At 46.2% G+C, this 21,524-nt stretch carries 18 protein-coding genes and 1 pseudogene; 15 read left to right on the forward strand and 4 right to left on the reverse strand.

Translation table 11 applies throughout. The features are described from left to right. Positions 1 to 75: 75 nt before the first annotated feature. From ltaS1 to bslm_RS03935, 6 genes are all read left to right on the forward strand, one after another. A complete protein-coding gene (ltaS1, locus tag bslm_RS03910; RefSeq protein ID WP_003243930.1) occupies positions 76 to 1,995 on the forward strand; it encodes a lipoteichoic acid synthase LtaS1 in 1,920 nt (639 codons plus the stop codon). Between the two features lie 236 nt (positions 1,996 to 2,231). Next, complete coding sequence (locus tag bslm_RS03915; protein WP_014479136.1) at positions 2,232 to 2,996, forward strand: glucose-1-phosphate cytidylyltransferase; 765 nt, start codon at positions 2,232 to 2,234, stop codon at positions 2,994 to 2,996. Between the two features lie 6 nt (positions 2,997 to 3,002). Beyond that, complete coding sequence (locus bslm_RS03920) at positions 3,003 to 3,971, forward strand: GDP-mannose 4,6-dehydratase (RefSeq protein WP_003244102.1); 969 nt, start codon at positions 3,003 to 3,005, stop codon at positions 3,969 to 3,971. Positions 3,972 to 3,994: 23 nt separating this feature from the next. Next, complete coding sequence (locus bslm_RS03925; protein ID WP_038428585.1) at positions 3,995 to 4,906, forward strand: putative nucleotide-diphospho-sugar transferase; 912 nt, start codon at positions 3,995 to 3,997, stop codon at positions 4,904 to 4,906. A 28-nt stretch (positions 4,907 to 4,934) separates the two neighbouring features. Beyond that, on the forward strand, positions 4,935 to 6,113 hold the full coding sequence (locus tag bslm_RS03930) for a glycosyltransferase family 2 protein (protein WP_003233779.1): 1,179 nt from the start codon (positions 4,935 to 4,937) through the stop codon (positions 6,111 to 6,113). After that, positions 6,114 to 7,049 (forward strand): putative nucleotide-diphospho-sugar transferase, encoded by a 936-nt coding sequence (locus bslm_RS03935; RefSeq protein WP_015252589.1) that lies wholly within the window; start codon positions 6,114 to 6,116, stop codon positions 7,047 to 7,049. Positions 7,050 to 7,079: 30 nt separating this feature from the next. Here the strand turns inward: bslm_RS03935 and bslm_RS03940 are convergent, their stop codons facing one another. From bslm_RS03940 to bslm_RS03950, 3 genes are all read right to left on the reverse strand, one after another. Continuing rightward, a complete protein-coding gene (locus bslm_RS03940; protein ID WP_003243467.1) occupies positions 7,080 to 8,309 on the reverse strand; it encodes an MFS transporter in 1,230 nt (409 codons plus the stop codon). 111 nt (positions 8,310 to 8,420) lie between these two features. Next, on the reverse strand, positions 8,421 to 9,128 hold the full coding sequence (locus tag bslm_RS03945; RefSeq protein ID WP_015252588.1) for a YjjG family noncanonical pyrimidine nucleotidase: 708 nt from the start codon (positions 9,126 to 9,128) through the stop codon (positions 8,421 to 8,423). A 92-nt stretch (positions 9,129 to 9,220) separates the two neighbouring features. Next, complete coding sequence (locus tag bslm_RS03950; RefSeq protein ID WP_029946523.1) at positions 9,221 to 10,606, reverse strand: branched-chain amino acid transporter BcaP; 1,386 nt, start codon at positions 10,604 to 10,606, stop codon at positions 9,221 to 9,223. Between the two features lie 249 nt (positions 10,607 to 10,855). Here bslm_RS03950 and yfmT point away from each other — a divergent pair, with 249 nt between their 5' ends. The 7 genes and pseudogenes from yfmT (at position 10,856) to bslm_RS20440 (ending at position 18,027) form a co-directional block, all read left to right on the forward strand. Beyond that, entirely contained in the window at positions 10,856 to 12,313 is a 1,458-nt protein-coding gene (gene yfmT / locus bslm_RS03955) for a benzaldehyde dehydrogenase (RefSeq protein WP_019712579.1), read from the forward strand. A 469-nt stretch (positions 12,314 to 12,782) separates the two neighbouring features. Continuing rightward, complete coding sequence (locus bslm_RS21830) at positions 12,783 to 13,187, forward strand: methyl-accepting chemotaxis protein (protein ID WP_369888597.1); 405 nt, start codon at positions 12,783 to 12,785, stop codon at positions 13,185 to 13,187. 133 nt (positions 13,188 to 13,320) lie between these two features. Further along, complete coding sequence (locus bslm_RS03965; protein ID WP_038428586.1) at positions 13,321 to 15,210, forward strand: ABC-F family ATP-binding cassette domain-containing protein; 1,890 nt, start codon at positions 13,321 to 13,323, stop codon at positions 15,208 to 15,210. Positions 15,211 to 15,332: 122 nt separating this feature from the next. Next, on the forward strand, positions 15,333 to 15,779 hold the full coding sequence (locus bslm_RS03970; protein ID WP_038428587.1) for a YfmQ family protein: 447 nt from the start codon (positions 15,333 to 15,335) through the stop codon (positions 15,777 to 15,779). 124 nt (positions 15,780 to 15,903) lie between these two features. Next, positions 15,904 to 16,326: a MerR family transcriptional regulator gene (locus tag bslm_RS03975; protein ID WP_014479143.1), complete on the forward strand. Its 423-nt coding sequence runs from the start codon at positions 15,904 to 15,906 to the stop codon at positions 16,324 to 16,326. Positions 16,327 to 16,391: 65 nt separating this feature from the next. Further along, positions 16,392 to 17,582, forward strand: coding sequence for an MFS transporter (locus bslm_RS03980; RefSeq protein WP_003233759.1), 1,191 nt, complete (start codon positions 16,392 to 16,394; stop codon positions 17,580 to 17,582). Positions 17,583 to 17,873: 291 nt separating this feature from the next. After that, positions 17,874 to 18,027: pseudogene (locus tag bslm_RS20440) on the forward strand (hypothetical protein). Positions 18,028 to 18,146: 119 nt separating this feature from the next. Here the strand turns inward: bslm_RS20440 and bslm_RS03990 are convergent. Beyond that, positions 18,147 to 19,703 (reverse strand): ABC-F family ATP-binding cassette domain-containing protein, encoded by a 1,557-nt coding sequence (locus tag bslm_RS03990; protein ID WP_038428590.1) that lies wholly within the window; start codon positions 19,701 to 19,703, stop codon positions 18,147 to 18,149. Positions 19,704 to 19,875: 172 nt separating this feature from the next. On the opposite strand from bslm_RS03990, the gene bslm_RS03995 reads away from it, so the two are divergent. Both bslm_RS03995 and bslm_RS04000 read left to right on the forward strand, forming a co-directional pair. Beyond that, positions 19,876 to 21,006: a DEAD/DEAH box helicase gene (locus bslm_RS03995; protein ID WP_038428592.1), complete on the forward strand. Its 1,131-nt coding sequence runs from the start codon at positions 19,876 to 19,878 to the stop codon at positions 21,004 to 21,006. A gap of 67 nt (positions 21,007 to 21,073) precedes the next feature. Continuing rightward, entirely contained in the window at positions 21,074 to 21,520 is a 447-nt protein-coding gene (locus bslm_RS04000) for a GNAT family N-acetyltransferase (protein ID WP_038428593.1), read from the forward strand. The last annotated feature ends 4 nt before the right edge of the window (positions 21,521 to 21,524 follow it).

Genomic DNA, 21,524 nt, shown 5'->3' on the forward strand with positions numbered 1-21,524 from the left:
AATTGGAAGGCAGAATATAAAGAGCAGGTAAATATGAATGAAGAACTTAAAGTGTTTAAGAAAGTAGAGGTTGCCATGAAGAAACTTTTTTCTTACAAACTTAGCTTTTTTGTGCTGGCTGTTATACTGTTTTGGGCAAAAACGTATTTATCCTACAAGACTGAGTTTAATCTTGGGGTAAAAGGCACAACTCAGGAGATCCTCCTGATATTTAACCCATTCTCAAGCGCCGTCTTCTTTTTAGGACTGGCTTTGCTGGCGAAAGGGCGTAAATCAGCCATTATTATGCTGATTATCGATTTCTTGATGACATTTGTGTTATATGCAAATATTTTATTCTATCGTTTCTTTGACGATTTCTTGACGTTCCCGAACATTAAACAGTCCGGAAACGTTGGAAACATGGGAGACGGGATTTTCAGTATCATGGCCGGTCATGATATTTTCTATTTCTTAGATATTATCATTTTGATTGCGGTATTGATCTGGAGACCTGAATTAAAAGAATACAAAATGAAAAAACGCTTTGCATCTTTAGTGATCCTTTCTGGGATCGCACTGTTTTTCATCAACCTGCACTATGCGGAAAAAGACCGTCCGCAGCTGCTGACAAGAACGTTTGACCGCAATTATATTGTGAAATATTTAGGTTTATACAACTACACCATTTATGACGGTGTACAGACGGCTCAAACAGAAACGCAACGGGCCTATGCAAGCAGCGATGATTTAACAAGCGTCGAGAATTACACGACGTCTCATTATGCAAAACCGAACGCCGAGTACTTCGGCTCTGCCAAAGGCAAAAATATCATTAAAATTCACCTCGAAAGCTTCCAGTCATTCCTGATTGACTACAAGCTAAACGGTGAAGAGGTGACGCCTTTCTTAAATAAACTTGCGCACGGCGGGGAAGATGTGACGTATTTTGATAACTTCTTCCATCAGACAGGCCAGGGAAAAACATCTGATGCCGAGCTGACAATGGATAACTCGATCTTCGGTCTTCCTGAAGGCTCCGCGTTTGTGACGAAAGGCGAAAACACCTACCAGTCGCTTCCTGCGATTTTAGACCAGAAGGAAGGCTATACAAGCGCCGTCCTGCATGGTGATTACAAATCGTTCTGGAACCGTGACCAGATTTACAAACATATCGGATATGACAAGTTCTTCGACGCAAGCACGTATGATATGTCAGATGAAAATGTGATTAATATGGGGCTTAAGGATAAGCCGTTCTTTACAGAATCGATTCCAAAGCTTGAATCTCTTAAACAGCCATTTTATGCGCATTTGATTACATTGACAAACCATTATCCGTTTAACCTTGATGAAAAAGACGCGTCTCTTAAAAAAGCGACAACTGGCGATAACACAGTTGACAGCTACTTCCAGACAGCGCGTTACCTTGACGAAGCGCTTGAGCAATTCTTCAAGGAGCTGAAGGAAGCCGGGCTGTATGACAACTCAGTCATCATGATTTACGGTGACCATAACGGTATTTCTGAAAACCATAACCGAGCGATGAAAGAGATTCTTGGAAAAGAGATCACAGATTATCAAAACGCACAGAACCAGCGTGTGCCGCTGATGATCCGCGTTCCTGGCAAAAAAGGCGGAGTGAACCATACGTATGGCGGCGAAATTGACGTCATGCCGACACTTCTGCACTTAGAAGGAATTGATTCTCAGAAATACATCAACTTTGGTACTGACTTATTCTCTAAAGACCACGACGATACAGTGGCATTCAGAAACGGAGACTTCGTAACGCCGAAGTACACATCAGTCGACAATATCATTTACGATACGAAGACAGGTGAAAAACTGAAAGCGAATGAAGAAACGAAGAATCTGAAAACAAGAGTGAACCAGCAGCTGAGCCTTTCAGACAGTGTCCTGTACAAAGACTTGCTGAGGTTCCATAAACTAAATGATTTCAAAGCCGTTGATCCGTCTGACTATCATTACGGCAAGGAGAAAGAAATCAAATAAGATGAAAAAGAGCCTTGAGCGGGCGCATTGCCTTCGCTCAAGGCTCTTTTTTTTGGTTATACAACCAACTTGAAAAAATAGATTCCATTTGGTCACCAAGGCTGGCTTTCTCTCATATCATTACAGTAGATTTTGAAACCGGATTGAAATCGGACAAATTATCGGGGAAATGCCTTGATAGATTGTGAAGATGTACCAGGTTTCGAACTCAATATTCATAGAGATGAGGGGTAGAGATGAAAGCGGTCATTCTCTGCGGCGGAAAAGGAACGAGAATGAGTGAAGTCACGAATGACATTCCTAAACCGCTCGCCATGATAGGCGGCAAACCGATTCTATGGCATATTATGAAAATTTATCAGTACTACGGAGTAAACGAGTTTATTCTGCTTTTGGGCTATAAAGGAGAAAAAATCAAGGAATACTTTCTCGACTATGAATGGAAGCACAACAGCCTGACACTCGACAGCTCTACGGGAGAGGTACAGATGCTGGGACAGCCTGAAACGTGGAAAATTACGTTTTTGGAGACTGGGGAAGATACGCTGACAGCCGGAAGAATCTTGCAGGCGAAAGACTATATCGGTGATGAAACATTTCTGCTTACCTATGGGGACGGGCTGGCCAATATCAATCTTTTCCATCTCATCAGCTATCATCAGACAAAAGGTGCTGCCGCGACTGTCACCGGCATTGACAAAGTCTCGCAGTTTGGCACCTTGACGGTTGAGGACGGCATGGCGAAAACATTTTCTGAGAAGACATCAAGTGACGGAATCATCAACGGCGGATTCTTCGTTCTCAGTCCAAAGGTTTTCGATTATTTGCCGAAGGACGGAAACACGATGTTCGAAGATGAACCGCTGAAGAATCTTGCTAAAGATGGGGAGCTTGCTGTGTACCGCCATTACGGATTTTGGACGGCCATCGATACGTATAAAAATCTCTTAGAAGTCAACAAAATGTGGAATCAAGGACAACAAGTATGGAAGGTATGGTGAATCGATTTGAGTTTCTGGAAAAATAAAAACGTATTTGTCACGGGATGCACAGGTCTTTTAGGAAGCTATTTGGTGAAAGAGCTGATTGAACAGGGCGCAAACGTTACGGGGCTTGTCAGGGATCATGTGCCTCAATCCAATCTTTATCAGGGAGAACATATCAAGAAAATGAACATCGTGCGGGGCTCTCTTGAGGACTTGGCTGTGATTGAACGCGCGCTTGGCGAGTATGAGATCGACACAGTCTTTCATCTTGCTGCACAAGCGATTGTCGGCGTGGCAAACCGCAACCCGATTTCTACCTTTGAAGCGAATATCCTCGGCACCTGGAATATTCTCGAAGCCTGCCGCAAGCATCCGTTAATTAAGCGGGTCATTGTCGCTTCAAGTGATAAAGCTTACGGCGATCAAGAAAACCTTCCATACGATGAAAACATGCCGCTGCAAGGCAAGCACCCGTACGACGTCTCAAAAAGCTGCGCAGATCTGATCAGCCACACCTATTTTCACACGTACGGGCTTCCGGTCTGCATTACGCGCTGCGGAAACTTATACGGCGGCGGAGATTTGAACTTCAACCGCATCATTCCTCAGACGATTCAGCTTGTGCTGAACGGGGAAGCGCCGGAAATCCGAAGCGACGGCACCTTTGTACGGGACTACTTCTATATTGAAGACGCCGTTCAGGCTTATCTGCTTCTTGCAGAAAAAATGGAAGAAAACAATCTTGCCGGAGAGGCCTTTAACTTCAGCAATGAGATCCAGCTGACCGTACTTGAACTGGTAGAGAAAATATTAAAGAAAATGAACAGTAATCTGAAACCTAAGGTGCTGAATCAGGGAAGCAATGAAATCAAACATCAATATTTATCCGCGGAAAAAGCAAGAAAGCTGCTGAATTGGACACCGGCCTACACTATTGATGAGGGACTTGAAAAAACGATTGAGTGGTATACGGAATTCTTCAAAAAGTAATGTGAAACGAGGTGAACAAGACTGTGACCAGCGCGTATTGCACCGTTTTATCAAAAGGAAGATTATATCAGGCAGTCGCTTTGTTTAAGTCGTTAGAGCAAGTTGATCAAGACAGTCCCATTTTTATACTTTGCATGGATGAAGATACGCACCGCGTGTTACAGAAGCTGAAGATGAAGCAGCTGAACCTTGTGCCGGTGGCCGCTCTTGAAAATGAATTGCTATTGAAGCTGAAGGAAACTAGAGATCAAAGTGAGTATTGCTGGACGATGAAGCCGATCTTTCTGCAAGCTGTGCTGAACAGCAATCCCGAGCTGGAGCGCGTGACGTATATTGACGGGGATCTCTTTTTCTATGCAGATCCATCGCCGATTTTTGAAAACCAGCCGGACTGCTCGGTGTTGCTTTCACGGGGGGATATTGTAATCCCTTCTTTTGAGAAAGAGCAGATTGACATGCTGCAGCGTCTTTTAGGCAGATATAATTCCGGGTTTATCAGCTTCAAGCATGATGATGCAGGCACGGATTGCTTGGAGTGGTGGAAGGAACGCTGTCTTGAGGAATGCAAAAATGCACCGGGTGAAGGAAAATTCGGTGATCAGGGCTATTTGGATTATATGTCTGAGCTGTTTCCGAATGTGTGTGACATTACAACACCCGGCGTGAACATCGGCCATTGGAATTATGGGCAGCATACGTTTTCCTGGAAAGATGGCCGGATCGTGCTGGAGGATGGCAGTCCGCTGATCTTTTATCATTTCAGCGGATACCGAATCGTCAGCATCAATGAAATCAAACAGATTCATGAAACAACCCGCACAGATCTGCCGTTTGTGCATGAACTGTATCAAGAGACACTGCCGCATATCATTCAGCACATCAAAACGTTAGACCCTGAATTTAACGGTTTTGCTTCAAAAGATGACAACAAATAAATGAGTAAATACAGGAAGTGAAAATGAAGTGAAAGCAAGCGTTATTATTCCTGCATATAATTCAAAGGAGCGTCTTTACAACAGCCTTCTGTCATTAAACCAGCAGGAGTGCGATGAAGAATTCGAAGTCATTGTAGCGGACAATGGCTCTGAGGACGGGACGCTCTCGATGCTTGAGTCATTTCAAGCTGATTTTCCGCTGATCTTTACACGGATTAAAGAAAACAGGGGCATTGCGTACGGACGAAATCAGGCGCTTCGCAATGCCAGAGGAGACATCCTGATTTTCCATGACAGCGATATGCTTGCGGCAAAGGACCTTGTGGCAAAACATATTAAAGCCCATGAGAACGAAGAGAATCTCGTCGTGTGCGGGTTGTTTTGGAAACGGATCTACAGTTTTTACTATGAACGGTTTGAAGAAGAACATAAGGAACAGCTCGCAAAGCTCACAGGTGAAATGCCGAAGAAAGACAAACAAAAGCTGCTGGAGGAAGCGGACATCAAAAACGGAAGCTTTCTTGATAAAAGCTTTGACCTCGATACCGACTTTATAGACGTGCTCAAGAAGATTTTAGATGAGTACGGCGATGACTTGAAAGGCTATCATATGCCATGGCGCTTTTTTATCACGAATAATTCCTCTGTGAAACGCAAGCATGTGGTTGACCTCGGTTTATTTGACGAAGGCATTGTGCGGTACGGGTTTGAGGATTATGACCTCGGGATCAGGCTTCATCAGGCCGGATTGACCTTCAGGCTTCGCCGTGATATTGTCAGTGTTCATCAGGAACATCCAAGCAATTGTAAGTCTGTAGACGATATTCGGGCAAACATTGCCTATATGTGCGATAAATACAATAACATCCGCTCCTTAGACGTTCATCTCGCTTTTAATGGGCCGTTCCCGCCTGACATGACGAACAGAATCATGGCTGATATTCAAAAGCTGCTGGAATCACAGAAATATGATATGCTGCTGAATCTGTTTCTTGAGCTTCTGCATGTTGTTAAAGAGCGCAACATTGATCCGGATTGGCGAAAGAAATCCCCAAGGGTGACGGCGAAAAGCTTTGATTTACAAACTGTCCGCAAGCTTCTGCCTAAGGCGAAGAAAAAGCTAGGCGTGAACGATTTTGCCAACGCACTGTATGCGCTTGTCAACGATTTGCTGCACGTGGATCTTAGATCATTGGATGTGGTATAAGTGAGTACATTTCATTTTTCAACGATAGTGTCAAGGACACATATCTTTAAGCTCATGCCTATGATTCATTCTCTCCATGAGCATTGCGATGATTTTCATTTATATGTGCTGTGTGTCGACCAGAAAGCGTATGAATTGCTTCAGCACGTTCCATGGGAGCATGTAACCTTTGTGCAGCTGCATGAAATGGAAGACCCGGAGCTGTTGAAAGCGAAAAGCAACAGAACGTTTCATGAATATTGCTGGACGTTAAAGCCCGCCTTTTTGTTTCATGTGATGAGCAAGTGGGATGACGCTGAATACTTTGCCCATATGGATACGGATCTATTTTTCTTTTCTGATCCGGCACGTATTTTTGCAGAAAACCCAACGGCGTCTCTGTATTTGACTGATCATCGTAATTCGCCGCGCTTCATGTCCTACTACGACCGAACCGGACGCTTTAATACAGGCTTTGTCGGCGCCGGTAATACAAAGGAAGCATATGAAGCGGTGTGGCAGTGGAGACAGGACTGTATTGAATTTTGCACGGTCGAAATGGATACGGAACGAAAGACATATGGTGATCAAAGATATGTGGAGAAATGGCCGGAGCAGTTTAAAGGTGTTCATGTTGTCAAATCAATAGGAGCCAATACAGCGCTTTGGAATATCGAAAACTATAAGGTCGGGCAAAAGGACGGCCGCGTGTATATAGATGAAACGCCGCTGATTTTCTATCATTTCTCTGGGTTTACACTGGTGACAGAAAAAGAGTTTAATCTTTGCTGGTACTACCGGATTGAAGACGAAGCGACAATTGAGATGATTTATATGCCGTATATATTAAATCTGAAAAGATGGATTGATGAAATACAGTCGGCGTTTCCGGACTTTGCGGATGGCTTTATCCCGAAGCACGCAGTGCCTGACACTCATTTTATCCAGCTGGATTAAAAAACCCCCTGCCGCCTGGCAGGGGTTTTTTCAGCTATGCCATTCTCTCAGCTTCTGGTCACTTGGCAATAGGAAGGCAAGGATGCCGAGAACAGGGAGAAAGGCAATGGCGATCATCGTCGGGGTCAGGCCCGCGGCGTCAATCAGAGCGCCCAGCGCCACAGCGCCGATTGCGCCCATCCCGAAGGCAAGCCCGACGGTTAAACCGGACATTGTGCCGATTTTTCCAGGAACTAGCTCCTGTGCGTAGACGACCGTTACAGAAAAGCTCGACATCAGAACCAAGCCAATCAATGCGAGCACGCCATAGGCGAGAACCGGGCCGGCAAATGGCAGCACAATCGCCAGCGGCGCCGAGCATAACAGCGAACCGAGAATAACGAAGCGTTTTCCAAAACGGTCTGCAAGCGGGCCGCCGAGAAACGTGCCGATCGCGCCGAACAGCAAGAAGACAAAAATATAGCTTTGTGCCTGCTGAATGCTTACGTGATATGTATCCATCGCGTAAAACGTGTAAAAGTTACCGATCGCACTCGTATACCAAGAACGAGCAAAAATGAGAAATATAATAATAATAAGAGCAGATACAACAGATTTGGTGATGGCCGTGTTTTCAGCCGTTTTCTTTTGCTTGCCTGATTTCTGGGCAAGGCTGCCGAGACGTGAGGCGTACCATTTCGCAATATACATGAGAAACATAACAGCAAGCGCGGCGACAAGCGTGAACCAAACAGCGCCGAATTGCCCGAGCGGCACAAGGATCAGCGCGGTGATCAGCGGCGCCATCGCCTGGCCTGAGTTTCCGCCCACCTGATAAATCGACTGGGCGAGCCCGCGTTTTGTGCCGGCGGCCATATACGCCACACGGGAGCCCTCCGGATGGAAAATGGCCGAGCCTAATCCAATGAAAAACACACAGCATAAGATCGTTATGAATGACGGGGCAAATGCAAGGCCCAAAATGCCAAGCATGCTGGCGGTCAAACCGACTGGCAGCGCATACGGCCGCGGCCGTTTATCGGTATACCAGCCGACAACAGGCTGCATGACGGATGACACCATGTTTAATGTGAAAGCAATGATGCCGAGCTGTGTAAACGTCAGGCTCATGGAGCGTTCCAAAATAGGGAACATGGCCGGAATCACAGCCTGAAGCGAATCGTTGAGCATATGGCAAATTCCGATAATAATCAAAATCGGATACACCGTGGTGCCTGGTTTTTGAACTGTTTTTTCTTTTAACGGGGCGGCGATAGCCAATTGAGTCTCCTCCTTACATATATAACCAAAGCATACCACCATATTATTCATAAGGTGAAGAATTTATCAAGAGGAAAAAAGACTCTTATGAAAGAAACGCCGTCAGCCTGATTAGCAGCTGACAGTATTTTCGATATTCAAAATGTGATATAGCTCTTCAAGCTTACGAATCTCATAGGTTGGTATGATCTCTGGCACATTCGGCTTCATGTCAGGGTTCATCCAGCAAGTATCAAGCCCGGCGAGCTGTCCGCCTTTGATATCAGCAGTCAGTGAATCCCCAATGATTAATGTGTGCTCTGCTGAAAATTGAGGAATCCGTTCAAATACGTAATCGAAATATTCCTTCATCGGCTTTTGGAAGCCTGTGTCTTCAGAAACGAAAATGTCCTTGAAGAATGAAAATAATCCTGAATCACGGAGACGCTTATATTGTGTGTGAGACACGCCGTTTGTCACGATGTACAAATCAAACTGTTGCTGCAGATTTGAGATGAGATCAAATGCACCGTCAATAAGCTGATGTCCTTCTTCAAGAAAGCGGCGGTATTTTTGCTCAAGCAAAGCGCCGTCCGCTTCGTAAACGTACTCCTTGAGCAAAGCGGAAAAACGTGTGTTTACGACTTCATCCCGTGTCATCTTACCTTCTTCAAAGGCTCTCCAGAGACCTTGATTGATGGTTTTATACTGCGCCTTCATGTCATTTGTTAAAGGAATGTTCTGATCTTCAAACAGCAAACGCAGGGCTAAAGCTTCTGCCGCTTGAAAATCAAGGATGGTATCATCTACATCAAATAATAAAGTGCGGTATCGTTTCATCTGTGTGTCTCCCTTTCCTCATATGTATTCAAAGTATAGCACATAAAAAAAGGAAAAAGCCGGCGGGTGAGGCACCGCCGGCTAAAAAGAGATTATTTGTTTAATAAGCTGTGTTTTCTCGAATATAGGAAGTAAACCAGCGTTCCGACAGCGATCCAGATGACAAATGAAAGCCATGTGACGCCGGGAAGGCTGTACATGAACCAAATGCAGATGCCTGCGCTGATAATCGGCACAACCGGAACGAACGGCACTCTGAAGGACGCCTTGATTTCAGGATGTTTCTTTCTTAGCACAATGACAGCAATAGATATGACTGTAAACGCAGCAAGTGTTCCCATGTTCACCAGGTGGGCCAGCGTTCCGAGGTTAATAAAGCCGGCGATTCCCGCTGCAACGATCCCTGTCAGCCATGTGTTGCGGAACGGGGTTTTAAATGACGGATGAACCTTTGCGAACAATCCAGGGAGAAGGCCGTCTCTGCTCATGGCAAATGTCAAACGAACCTGAGCGTACAGCAAAGCGAGCATCACCGTCGTAATCCCGATAATCGCACCGACAGAAATAATTCCGGCAACAGCGTCCTGTCCGACGAATTTCAGCGCAAAGGATACAGGATCTCCGACATTCAATTTGGCATAAGGCATCATGCCTGTCAGCACAAGCGATACCGCGATGTACAGAACCGTACAGACGGCTAGAGCTGAAATAATGCCGACGGGCATGTTTTTTTGCGGATTTTTCACTTCCTCTGATGCGTTAGAAACCGCGTCAAACCCAAGGTACGCGAAGAATACAGTGGCAGCGCTAAGTATGACGCCTTTCATCCCGAATGGCATAAAAGGAGACCAGTTGTCCGGTTTCACATAGCCGATGCCGACAATAATGAACAATAAAATGATCGCGATTTTCATCAGTACAATGACGTTGTTAAAGCGTGTGCTTTCCTTGACGCCTCTGCTGACAATCGCAGTGATGAGGAGAATGATCACCGCAGCCGGAAGGTTAAATACGGCGCCCGCCGTGCTTCCCGGCGCTCCTGTCAGTGCAGCCGGAATATGAAGATTGAAGCCGGCAAGCAGTGATTGAAAGTATGAAGACCAGCCGGTGGCAACCGCCGACAGTGCAATGACATATTCAAGCATGAGATCCCATCCGATCAAAAAGGCGAGCAGCTCTCCAAGTGTCACGTATGAGTATGAGTACACGCTTCCCGAAATCGGAATGGAAGACGAAAACTCAGCATAACAGAAAGCAGCCAGCGCACAGGCGAGCCCCGCTAAAATAAACGATATGATGAGGGCGGGACCTGCACCGGTCGCTGCCACTGTTCCTGTAATGACAAAAATCCCTGTACCGATGACACAACCGATACCGAGCAAGGTTAAATCAAATGCGCTTAACGTACGGGCAAGGCTTTTTGACTTGCTCTGCGCACTCAATGTTTCAAGCGGTTTTTTTCTAAATAATGAACTCATCAAAAGTTCCTCCTAGAAATATTCAAAATATTCTAATCATTATATGCAGTTCTTGTTGTATTATATTGTCGAAATTTGACGCAGTCAATAAAATATTTTTCTGCTTTAAATGATAGAAGCGAAACAGCGTTGCCGTATCATAGGATAGTAATTTTTACTAATCGTATATTCAATTTTATGCAAGATGAACCGATAGAAAAAATAGATTCGCCCATATTTTGATTTGCGGTTATAAAGGAGATGCTGACCATGTTTCAATATGAAGAGTTGAATAAACAGTTTATCGGCGGGAAATGGCAGGAGGGCAGCAGCCCAAATGTATTGGAAAACAAAAATCCTTATACTCAAAAAACATTCACAACATTCCGTAAAGCGACTGCTGACGATGTAGATGAAGCGTATCGGGCAGCGGCGCTGGCAAAGAAAAAATGGGATGCGGTCAATCCGTTTGAGAAAAGAACCATTTTAGAAAAAGCCGTCACGTATATCGAAGAGAACGAAGAAGCCATCATTTATTTGATTATGGAAGAGCTTGGCGGAACAAGGCTCAAAGCAGCTTTTGAAATCGGTCTTGTCAAAAACATCATAAAAGAAGCGGCAACGTTCCCTGTCCGCATGGAAGGCAAAATTCTTCCGTCCACAATAGATGGCAAGGAAAACAGATTATATCGCGTGCCGGCAGGCGTTGTCGGTGTCATCAGTCCGTTTAACTTCCCATTCTTTTTATCTATGAAATCAGTGGCGCCTGCACTCGGAGCCGGCAATGGCGTTGTGCTAAAGCCGCATGAGGAAACGCCGATTTGCGGCGGAACGCTGATTGCGAAAATTTTTGAGAACGCGGGAATTCCAGCGGGACTGCTGAATGTTGTTGTCACAGACATTGCTGAAATCGGCGACAGCTTCGTTGAGCATCCAGTGCCGCGGATCATCTCATTTACCGGTTCTACGAAAGTCGGCAGCTACATCGGACAGCTTGCGATGAAACATTTTAAAAAGCCGCTTCTTGAGCTTGGCGGGAACAGCGCCTTCATCGTGCTTGAGGATGCAGATATAGAATATGCGGTCAATGCGGCGGTGTTCAGCCGATTTACACATCAAGGACAGATTTGCATGTCAGCCAACCGCGTGCTTGTTCATTCTTCTATTTATGACAAGTTCCTTGAGCTGTACCAGGCAAAAGTGGAATCGCTGAAAGTAGGCGACCCAATGGATCCTGATACGATTATCGGGCCATTAATCAACAGCAGACAGACGGACGGGCTGATGAAGACTGTTGAGCAAGCAATTGAAGAAGGCGCTGTACCAGTGAAGCTTGGCGGATTTAACGGGACGATCGTGGAACCGACGATCTTAAAAGACGTCAAACCGTTCATGAGCATTGCCAAGGAAGAGCTGTTCGGACCAGTCGTCTCCTTTATGAAGTTTGATTCAGAAGACGAAGCGGTGGATATCGCAAACGAAACCCCGTTTGGCTTGAGCGGTGCCGTACATACGTCAAATCTTGAGCGCGGCGTGGCTTTTGCGAAACGCATTGAAACAGGCATGATTCACGTCAATGACACGACCATCAATGATGAACCGAATGTAGCCTTCGGCGGTGAAAAGCAATCAGGCCTCGGCCGTTTAAACGGTGAGTGGAGCCTCGAAGAATTTACAACGCTGAAATGGATCTCGGTCCAGCACGAAAAACGCAGCTTCCCTTATTAATGAAAAGGAGTGAATGGAATTGACCATAAATACGGAAAAAGAAACCGCAGATATTCTGGACGCATTTATCAAAGTAGCCCCTTATTTAAACAGCCTGGTTCAGGATGATATTACAATCGGCATTTATGATACGGAAAAACTGCTCGTGAATATACCGGCCAAAACCTTTTCGCTGAACGTAAAAGCCGGCGATCCGCTGCAGGAAGGGGATATTATCACAGATGCCATCCGAAGCAATCAGAAGAAGACGAGCATGGTTCCGAAAGAATTGTTCGGCTTCCCATTGATCGCGCGTGCCATCCCGCTGCACGACGAGAATGGAAGAGTCATTGGAGGCGTCGGCCTCGGAACGAGCCTTGAGGAGTCGTCAAAGCTGCATGATGTGGCGGAAAGCTTATCGGCTGTTGTTGAACAAACGGCCGCGGCCATTTCCGACATTTCTGAATCAATTAACGGGTTTTCAACTCAAATGTCGGGCATTTCCTCTCAGGCGAAAAAAGTAAGCGAAAGCGCCGGTGAAATCGCCGATATTTCAGTCACTGTTAAAGGCATTTCTGACCAAAGCAATCTGCTTGGCTTGAACGCTGCGATCGAAGCGGCAAGAGCAGGGGAGTCTGGAAAAGGATTCTCTGTCGTCGCAGATGAGATCAGAAAGCTAGCGACGCATTCAAAAGAAAATGTCGGCCAAATTGACCAGATTACGAAAAAAATCCACAGCCTGCTGAAAGGGCTGGAGGAATCCATTGAGTCGATTAATCAGCATACAGACGGACAAGCCGCTGCCGTTGAACAAATTTCCGCCACGATGCAGGAGATTTCAGGAAGCGCGCAGCATCTTGCAAAAATGGCCGAAAAAGCGCTTGAGGAAGAGTAAGAGACCGGGGACAAATGTCCCCGGTCTTTTTCTATCCTGCATTTCCATGAAATTCGTCTGACGTTTTACTAGTTTTATTCCAGCGGCTGATTTAAAATGTACACATGAACTTACGTGAGGATTGATAGGAACCATGAGCATATTAAAAGCGGAAAATCTTTATAAAACATACGGAGATAAAACATTATTTGACCATATCTCCTTTCATATTGAAGAGAATGAGAGAATCGGATTAATCGGGCCGAACGGAACAGGAAAATCAACGCTGCTGAAAGTGATTGCCGGCTTGGAATCTATCGAAGAAGGAGAAATCACGAAATCCGGAAGCGTGCAGGTCGAATTTCTTCATCAAGACCCGGAGCTGCCTGCGGGGCAAACAGTGCTGGAGCATATCTATTCCGGTGAATCGGCTGTGATGAAAACCTTGCGTGAATATGAAAAAGCGCTGTATGAACTGGGGAAAGATCCCGAAAATGAACAGCGCCAGAAACACCTGCTGGCAGCACAAGCGAAAATGGACGCAAACAATGCATGGGATGCAAACACCTTGGCAAAAACCGTATTGTCTAAGCTGGGCGTCAACGACGTAACAAAACCGGTCAATGAGCTCTCAGGCGGCCAGAAAAAACGGGTAGCCATTGCCAAAAACTTAATTCAGCCCGCTGATCTGCTCATTTTGGACGAGCCGACAAACCATTTGGATAATGAAACGATTGAGTGGCTTGAAGGGTATTTAAGCCAATATCCCGGCGCCGTCATGCTGGTGACGCACGATAGATATTTCTTAAACCGTGTCACCAACCGCATTTATGAGCTTGAAAGAGGCAGCCTCTACACGTACAAAGGCAACTATGAAGTGTTTTTAGAAAAACGCGCGGAACGGGAAGCGCAGGCTGAGCAAAAGGAAACGAAGCGGCAAAACCTGCTGCGCCGCGAGCTGGCCTGGCTCAGACGGGGAGCGAAAGCCCGCTCAACAAAACAAAAGGCGAGAATTGACCGGGTAGAGACGCTTAAAGAGCAGAAAGGCCCTCAGTCATCAGGTTCACTCGATTTTGCCATTGGCTCGCACCGTCTCGGAAAACAGGTTATTGAAGCGGAGAACGTCATGATCGCTTATGACGGCCGCATGCTCGTCGACCGTTTTAATGAACTTGTCATACCAGGTGAACGGATCGGGATCATCGGGCCGAACGGCATCGGGAAAACAACGCTGTTAAATGCCCTTGCCGGCCGTCATACGCCGGACGGAGGCGATATTACGATCGGACAGACGGTCAGAATCGGCTACTATACTCAGGATCATAGTGAAATGAACGGTGAGTTAAAGGTCATTGACTATATAAAAGAAACGGCGGAGGTCGTAAAAACGGCAGATGGCGATATGATTACAGCTGAACAAATGCTCGAGCGTTTCCTCTTCCCGCGTTCGATGCAGCAGACGTATATCCGCAAGCTGTCCGGCGGGGAAAAACGCCGTTTATACTTGCTTCAGGTTCTCATGCAGGAGCCGAATGTCCTGTTTCTCGATGAGCCGACGAACGATTTGGATACTGAAACATTAAGCGTTCTTGAGGATTATATTGACCAGTTCCCTGGCGTCGTCATCACCGTATCCCATGACCGCTATTTCCTTGACCGCGTCGTCGACCGTTTGATTGTATTTGAAGGAAATGGCGTCATTTCCCGCTTTCAAGGCTCCTACAGCGACTATATGGAGGAGTCAAAAGCGAAAAAAGTGGTCCCAAAACCGGCAGCTGAGGAAAAAACGGCTGAAGCCGAGCCGAAGAAAAAACGGAAAAAGCTTTCTTACAAAGACCAGCTGGAATGGGACGGCATCGAAGATAAAATTGCCCAGCTGGAAGAAAAGCATGAACAGCTCGAAGCTGACATCGCCGCAGCAGGCAGTGATTTTGGCAAAATCCAAGAGCTGATGGCCGAGCAGGCGAAAACTGCGGAAGAGCTTGAGGCTGCGATGGACCGCTGGACAGAATTGTCCCTCATGATCGAAGAACTGGAAAACTAAAAAGCGTGGCCGCAGCAGGCCGCGCTTTTTTTCACATAATGGACAAAAACGAACCGGCTTGCTTATGTTAGGATAAAATTGTGTGTCAGCGGCACATGGAAAACTAACGGAGATGATGAAGTATGACATGGGCGATCGTGATGTTAATTCTCATGAGTCTGGTGAAAATCGTATTAACCTGTCTTCCTACAGGCGTCATAGAATGGCTGCTCAGCAAATTTGAAGTGCACGCCAAGCTTAGTGGCGAAAATGCGAGTCTCTCTCTAGATGGAAAACGTCTCAAGGGTACAGAGAAGCAGAAAGTGATTGATCAATTTAACGAAGCTATCTTCCTGGAAAAATATTATATCTATCCAGGTGATGAAGAGCGTTATTTACATCCGGAAAACGGCGGCACGCCGCTGGTGATAGATACAAAAAAAGGAAACAAAGACGTGAAGCTGTTCGTGTACCGCTATGACGACCATATCGACGTCGTGAAACAGTACAAGAAGAAAGTGATCGCGTATCGAGTGCTTTCTGAAAGCCTTCAAAAAGAGTCTCTGTCAGTGGCGGGAAGTTTAGCTTAAACAGGAAAGTGAAAGACGGGTGCTTTATGCTGCTCGTCTTTTTTATTGTTTTTTAAAACTTAACGTTTACGTTAAGGGTCAAAAGGTGTATAATGGTAACAGAAACGGCGAAGGGGGATTTACCTTGGAATGGATGAAGATTGATCAAGTGGCCAAAAGAAGCGGACTGACAAAGCGGACCATCCGGTTTTATGAAGAAATCGGCTTGATTCCGGCGCCGAAACGGACAGACGGCGGCGTAAGGCTTTATTCAGAGGATGATATGGAGGAGCTTGAGAAAGTCATCAGCACAAAAGAGGTGCTCGGTTTTTCCCTTCAGGAGCTTCAGCATTTCATGGAAACCAGCCGCCAGCTAGAGTTAAACAAAGAGGGGTATTTGTTGTCACTGGATCCCAAAGAACGGAAAGAAAAACTGGAGGAAATTCAGGAAACCCTGAATCACCAGCTGAGTTTGATTGATGAGAAAATCCGCACATTTCAAAGCTTTAAAGAACGCCTGCAGGGCATGAAAGGCAAAGCGGAACGTGCCATTCAATCAATCGAATGAAAAGTTTGCCAAACGCTATTTTTGTAGCGTTTCTTTTAATGGAATAAAGATGGAGGTCAGGTCAAATGGATAAGACAACACAAGTGAATCAGAAAACAGGCTTGCTCAGCCAGCCAAAAGCAGTATGGGCTGTCGCGTTTGCCTGTGTGATTTCCTTTATGGGAATCGGGCTGGTTGATCCAATTCTTCCGGCCATTGCCGCACAATTACATGCTTCACCTAGTGAAGTATCACTCTTGTTTACAAGTTATTTGCTTGTAACCGGATTTATGATGTTTTTCTCAGGAGCCATTTCCAGCCGCATCGGCGCGAAATGGACATTAATTCTCGGACTTATTTTTATTATTGTGTTTGCGGGGCTTGGCGGCAGCTCAAGCTCAATCGCTCAGTTAGTCGGCTATCGCGGCGGCTGGGGATTAGGGAATGCTTTGTTTATTTCAACAGCGCTTGCGGTCATCGTCGGCGTATCAGTCGGAGGAAGCGCCCAAGCGATTATTTTGTATGAGGCTGCGCTCGGTCTCGGGATTTCCGTCGGGCCGCTTGCAGGCGGAGAGCTTGGAAGCATTTCATGGCGCGCACCGTTTTTTGGAGTATCTGTCCTGATGTTTATTGCGTTAATCGCGATTTCATTCATGCTTCCGAAATTGCCGAAACCGGCGAAACGCGTCGGTGTGTTTGATGCGATGAAGGCGCTCAAATATAAAGGCCTTTTAACAATGGCGGTATCGGCATTCTTATACAACTTTGGATTTTTTATTTTGCTTGCTTATTCTCCGTTCGTTCTGGATTTAGATGAACACGGTCTTGGATATGTCTTCTTCGGCTGGGGCCTTCTGCTGGCGATTACGTCAGTCTTTACGGCGCCGCTCGTGCACAAAGCGCTGGGCACAGTGCGTTCGCTCGTCGTTCTCTTTATCGCCTTTGCGGCCATTCTCGTTATTATGGGGATCTGGACAGACCATCAGACTTTGATTATTACATGTATCGTTGTCGCCGGTGCTGTCCTCGGTATGGTGAATACGATCATGACAACCGCTGTGATGGGTTCTGCGCCGGTTGAACGTTCAATCGCGTCTTCAGCCTACAGCTCAGTCCGCTTCATCGGCGGCGCGCTCGCCCCGTGGATTGCAGGAATGCTGTCAGAACACTTTACTGCAAGCACACCATATACAGTAGGCGGAATCGTCGTTTTTGTCGGCATGCTTGTCCTTCTCATGGGACGTAAACATCTTGCTGGAATTAAGGCGGGACATTAATAACGAAAGACACTGCGAAGATGCAGTGTCTTTTTATTCGTTATAATGCATCATAATCGAATTGGTGAAGGAAAGGACAACCTTTATGACACAATTTTACTATTTTTCGGCTGAAAACTCCCTTTAGAAACCGGTTTTTTCGGTCAGCAAGAACGGCGTTCGCGGAAAGGGCATCCGCTTCGGTCAGACATTGATGCGGCTGGGATTTATCTTGCAGAAGCTGAGAATGTGTCCGTTCATTTACGATTGCCATTTCAAGTGATGGTTCATGCTGTAGAGGGGACGTTTGCCATGGATAAGGCAAAGCCTGACGAATATGATCAGAAGTGTTTACAGGTGCTCTATCATTATATACACAGCGTCATGAAAAACAGCTTTTCGGTTGAATGGTTCACCGCATGGGCTGATGAGGAAGACTATGAGCTGTCTGCCAAAAGAGAGCTGACACTTGATGAATTCACATCTCCATTGCAGCTCATTTTAAAAGACAGAGAGCTTTTGAGAATCGTTCAGAATAAATGGCAGTAAAAAACCCGCCCTTTAGCAGGCGGGTTTTTTTATAAATTAAAGCACTTTCGTCGTCCAAGACTCGCAGTTCCACGTTTCTGTCGCAATATCCATATAAAAGTCTGGCTCGTGGGAAATGAGCAGAATGGAGCCTTTGTATTCTTTCAGGGCGCGCTTGAGCTCTTCCTTGGCATCGACATCCAAGTGGTTTGTCGGCTCATCGAGCACCAGCAGGTTTGTTTCTGAGTTGATTAGCTTGCACAATCTGACTTTCGCTTTTTCGCCTCCGCTTAATACGGAGACGCGGCTTTCGATATGCTTTGTCGTCAGTCCGCATTTTGCCAGTGCGGCACGGATTTCATACTGGGTATAAGAAGGGAATTCGCTCCATACTTCTTCGATGCACGTATTGTTGTTTGTTTCCTTGACCTCTTGCTCGAAATAGCCGGTATAGATGTGATCACCGCGTTCAACAGAGCCTTCGAGCGGCTGGATTTCACCAAGCAAACTTTTCAGCAACGTTGTTTTTCCGATTCCGTTTGCGCCGTAAAGGGCGATTTTTTGGCCGCGTTCCATGCGGAGGTTGAGCGGACGGGACAGCGGGGAATCGTAACCGATCACGAGATCCTTCGTCTCAAAAATCAGCTTGCCTGACGTTCTCGCCGGCTTAAAGTGGAATTCCGGCTTTGGCTTTTCTGCCGCAAGCTCGATCATATCCATCTTATCGAGTTTCTTTTGGCGGGACATCGCCATGTTTCTCGTGCTGACACGCGCTTTGTTGCGGGCAACGAAATCCTTCAGCTCCGCGACTTCCTGCTGCTGCTTTTTGTAGGCCGCTTCAAGCTGCTGTTTCTTCACCTCGTAGACTTCCATAAACTGATGGTAGTCGCCGACATAGCGTGTCAGCTCTTGATTTTCAACGTGATAAATCAGGTTGATGACACTATTCAAGAACGGAATATCGTGGGAAATCAGGATGAACGCGTTCTCGTATTCCTGCAGGTAGCGTTTCAGCCATTCAATATGCTGTTCATCAAGATAGTTGGTCGGCTCATCGAGAAGCAGAATTTCCGGCTTTTCAAGGAGAAGCTTAGCGAGAAGGACCTTTGTGCGCTGTCCGCCGCTCAAATCGGTGACATCCCGCTCTAAACCGATATCGCTCAAACCGAGACCGCGGGCGATTTCTTCCACCTTGGAATCAATGACATAAAAATCATTGTTTGTCAGCGCGTCTTGAATGACGCCGACTTCTTCAAGCAGCTTCTCGAGCTCGTCGGGATCAGCCTCGCCCATTTTGTTGTAAATCTCGTTCATTTCCTCTTCCATCGCAAATAAATAATGGAATGCGTCTTTCAGGACGTCGCGAATAGATTTTCCTTTTTCCAGCACGGTATGCTGATCAAGGTATCCGACACGGACATTTTTTGACCATTCGACTTTTCCCTCATCAGGTTCAAGCTTTCCGGTAATAATATTCATGAAGGTTGATTTTCCTTCACCGTTTGCGCCGATCAAGCCGACGTGCTCGCCTTTTAACAGGCGGAAGGAAACGTTATTAAAAATGGCCCGATCCCCGAAGCCGTGGCTTAAATCCTTTACAGACAAAATACTCATGTTTACACCTCTATCGTTATCAAACACGCACAATCGGCGTGTAATATTCACCCTTTTGATTATAAAGGAGGATTCGGAATGTTGAAAGGTATAGGAAAGAAAAAGAAAAATTGCGTTCCGGGCGAGGTTTTGAGATACTATGGAATAGATTTCAGGAATTGAGGAGAACAAAATGACGCAAACTTGGCCATTTTTACATAATGCACAATCATTTATACAAGAGAATTGGAATGCTTCCGGCTTTCAAACGCCAACCCCTGTTCAAGAGCAGGCAGCCCAGCTGATCATAGACGGAAAGGATGTCATTGCAGAATCGCCGACAGGCACAGGGAAGACGCTGGCGTATGCGCTGCCGGTCTTGGAGCGGATCAAACCAGAGCAAAAGCATCCGCAGGCGGTGATTTTAGCGCCTTCCCGTGAGCTGGTCATGCAGATTTTTCAGGTGATTCAGGATTGGAAAGCGGGCTCAGAGCTGTGCGCGGCTTCCTTAATCGGCGGGGCGAATGTGAAGAAGCAGGTCGAAAAGCTGAAGAAACATCCGCATATCATCGTCGGCACGCCGGGCAGGGTGTTTGAACTGATTAAAGCGAAGAAACTCAAAATGCATGAAGTGAAAACGATTGTACTTGATGAAGCGGATCAGCTTATCCTGCCGGAGCATCGCGAGACGATCAAACAAATTATTAAAACGACATTAAGAGACCGCCAGCTTCTATGTTTCTCTGCCACGCTTAAAAAGGAAACAGAGGATGTGCTCCGCGAATTGGCGCAAGAGCCTGAGGTGTTGAAGGTGCAGCGAAGCAAGGCGGAGGCAGGGAAAGTGAAGCATCAATACCTGATTTGCGACCAGCGCGACAAAGTGAAGCTGCTGCAAAAGCTGTCTAGACTTCAAGGCATGCAGGCACTCGTATTTGTGAGAGACATCGGCAACCTGAGTGTATATGCGGAAAAACTGGCATATCACCACGTTGAACTCGGCGTTTTGCACAGTGAAGCGAAAAAAATGGAGCGGGCAAAAATCATTGCCGCATTCGAAGACGGAGAGTTTCCTCTTTTATTGGCGACTGACATTGCCGCACGCGGTTTAGACATTGAAAACCTGCCATACGTGATTCATGCTGATATTCCTGATGAAGATGGCTATGTCCACAGATCAGGACGAACAGGCCGGGCCGGAAAAGAAGGCAACGTGCTGAGCCTTGTGACGAAATTGGAGGAATCAAAGCTGAAAAAAATGGCGAAGAAGCTTGGTGTTGAACTGAGTGAAGCTGTGTATGCAGGCGGAAAACTGAAGACGAAATAAAAAGAAGGGCGAAGAGCCCTTTTTTTGTTGTAAAATAATAGAAAAGATTTTGCGCGGAGGTGGGAAAATGTCTTCAATAGACAGGTTTCAAGTAATGCAGGAGCCAGAGCTGAAAATCCTTGAACACTGGTTTGAGAATGAGGATACCAGGCGGAGAATGGAAGGGATGCTGCCATTAGATGAGTGGTATGCACGAGTAAATAAAGATAAACACGATACTGTCATCATGGCGTATGATGGACAGCTGCCGGCAGGGATGGTCGTTATTGAGTTCGGAGAGGAGCGGACGTATATTGGATTGATCGTCAATCCTTTGTACCGGCTTCAAGGGTACGGAAAACGGATACTGCAAAAGCTGATGACCGAACCTGATTTTACTAGCGTGCGAGAATGGGTGGCATGCATTGAAGAAGACAATCGAATCAGTTTAGCTTGCTTTCAAGCAGCAGGATTCACTTTAGAAGACACGGAACCTGATGAAGATGGTTTTCTTACGCTGATTCTTCGCAACTGATCTC

The organism is Bacillus sp. LM 4-2, from assembly GCF_000978495.1.
In the GTDB taxonomy this organism is placed as follows: Bacteria; Bacillota; Bacilli; order Bacillales; family Bacillaceae; genus Bacillus; species Bacillus subtilis.

What these genes read in the sequence shown, in the direction of transcription:
- ltaS1 (WP_003243930.1), top strand. Translation starts at nt 76, where the DNA reads ATGAAGAAACTTTTTTCTTACAAACTTAGCTTTTTTGTGCTGGCTGTT.
- bslm_RS03915 (WP_014479136.1), top strand. Translation starts at nt 2,232, where the DNA reads ATGAAAGCGGTCATTCTCTGCGGCGGAAAAGGAACGAGAATGAGTGAA.
- bslm_RS03945 (WP_015252588.1), bottom strand. Translation starts at nt 9,128, where the DNA reads ATGAAACGATACCGCACTTTATTATTTGATGTAGATGATACCATCCTT.
- bslm_RS03950 (WP_029946523.1), bottom strand. Translation starts at nt 10,606, where the DNA reads ATGAGTTCATTATTTAGAAAAAAACCGCTTGAAACATTGAGTGCGCAG.
- yfmT (WP_019712579.1), top strand. Translation starts at nt 10,856, where the DNA reads ATGTTTCAATATGAAGAGTTGAATAAACAGTTTATCGGCGGGAAATGG.
- bslm_RS21830 (WP_369888597.1), top strand. Translation starts at nt 12,783, where the DNA reads ATGTCGGGCATTTCCTCTCAGGCGAAAAAAGTAAGCGAAAGCGCCGGT.
- bslm_RS03965 (WP_038428586.1), top strand. Translation starts at nt 13,321, where the DNA reads ATGAGCATATTAAAAGCGGAAAATCTTTATAAAACATACGGAGATAAA.
- bslm_RS03970 (WP_038428587.1), top strand. Translation starts at nt 15,333, where the DNA reads ATGACATGGGCGATCGTGATGTTAATTCTCATGAGTCTGGTGAAAATC.
- bslm_RS03980 (WP_003233759.1), top strand. Translation starts at nt 16,392, where the DNA reads ATGGATAAGACAACACAAGTGAATCAGAAAACAGGCTTGCTCAGCCAG.
- bslm_RS03990 (WP_038428590.1), bottom strand. Translation starts at nt 19,703, where the DNA reads ATGAGTATTTTGTCTGTAAAGGATTTAAGCCACGGCTTCGGGGATCGG.
- bslm_RS03995 (WP_038428592.1), top strand. Translation starts at nt 19,876, where the DNA reads ATGACGCAAACTTGGCCATTTTTACATAATGCACAATCATTTATACAA.
- bslm_RS04000 (WP_038428593.1), top strand. Translation starts at nt 21,074, where the DNA reads ATGTCTTCAATAGACAGGTTTCAAGTAATGCAGGAGCCAGAGCTGAAA.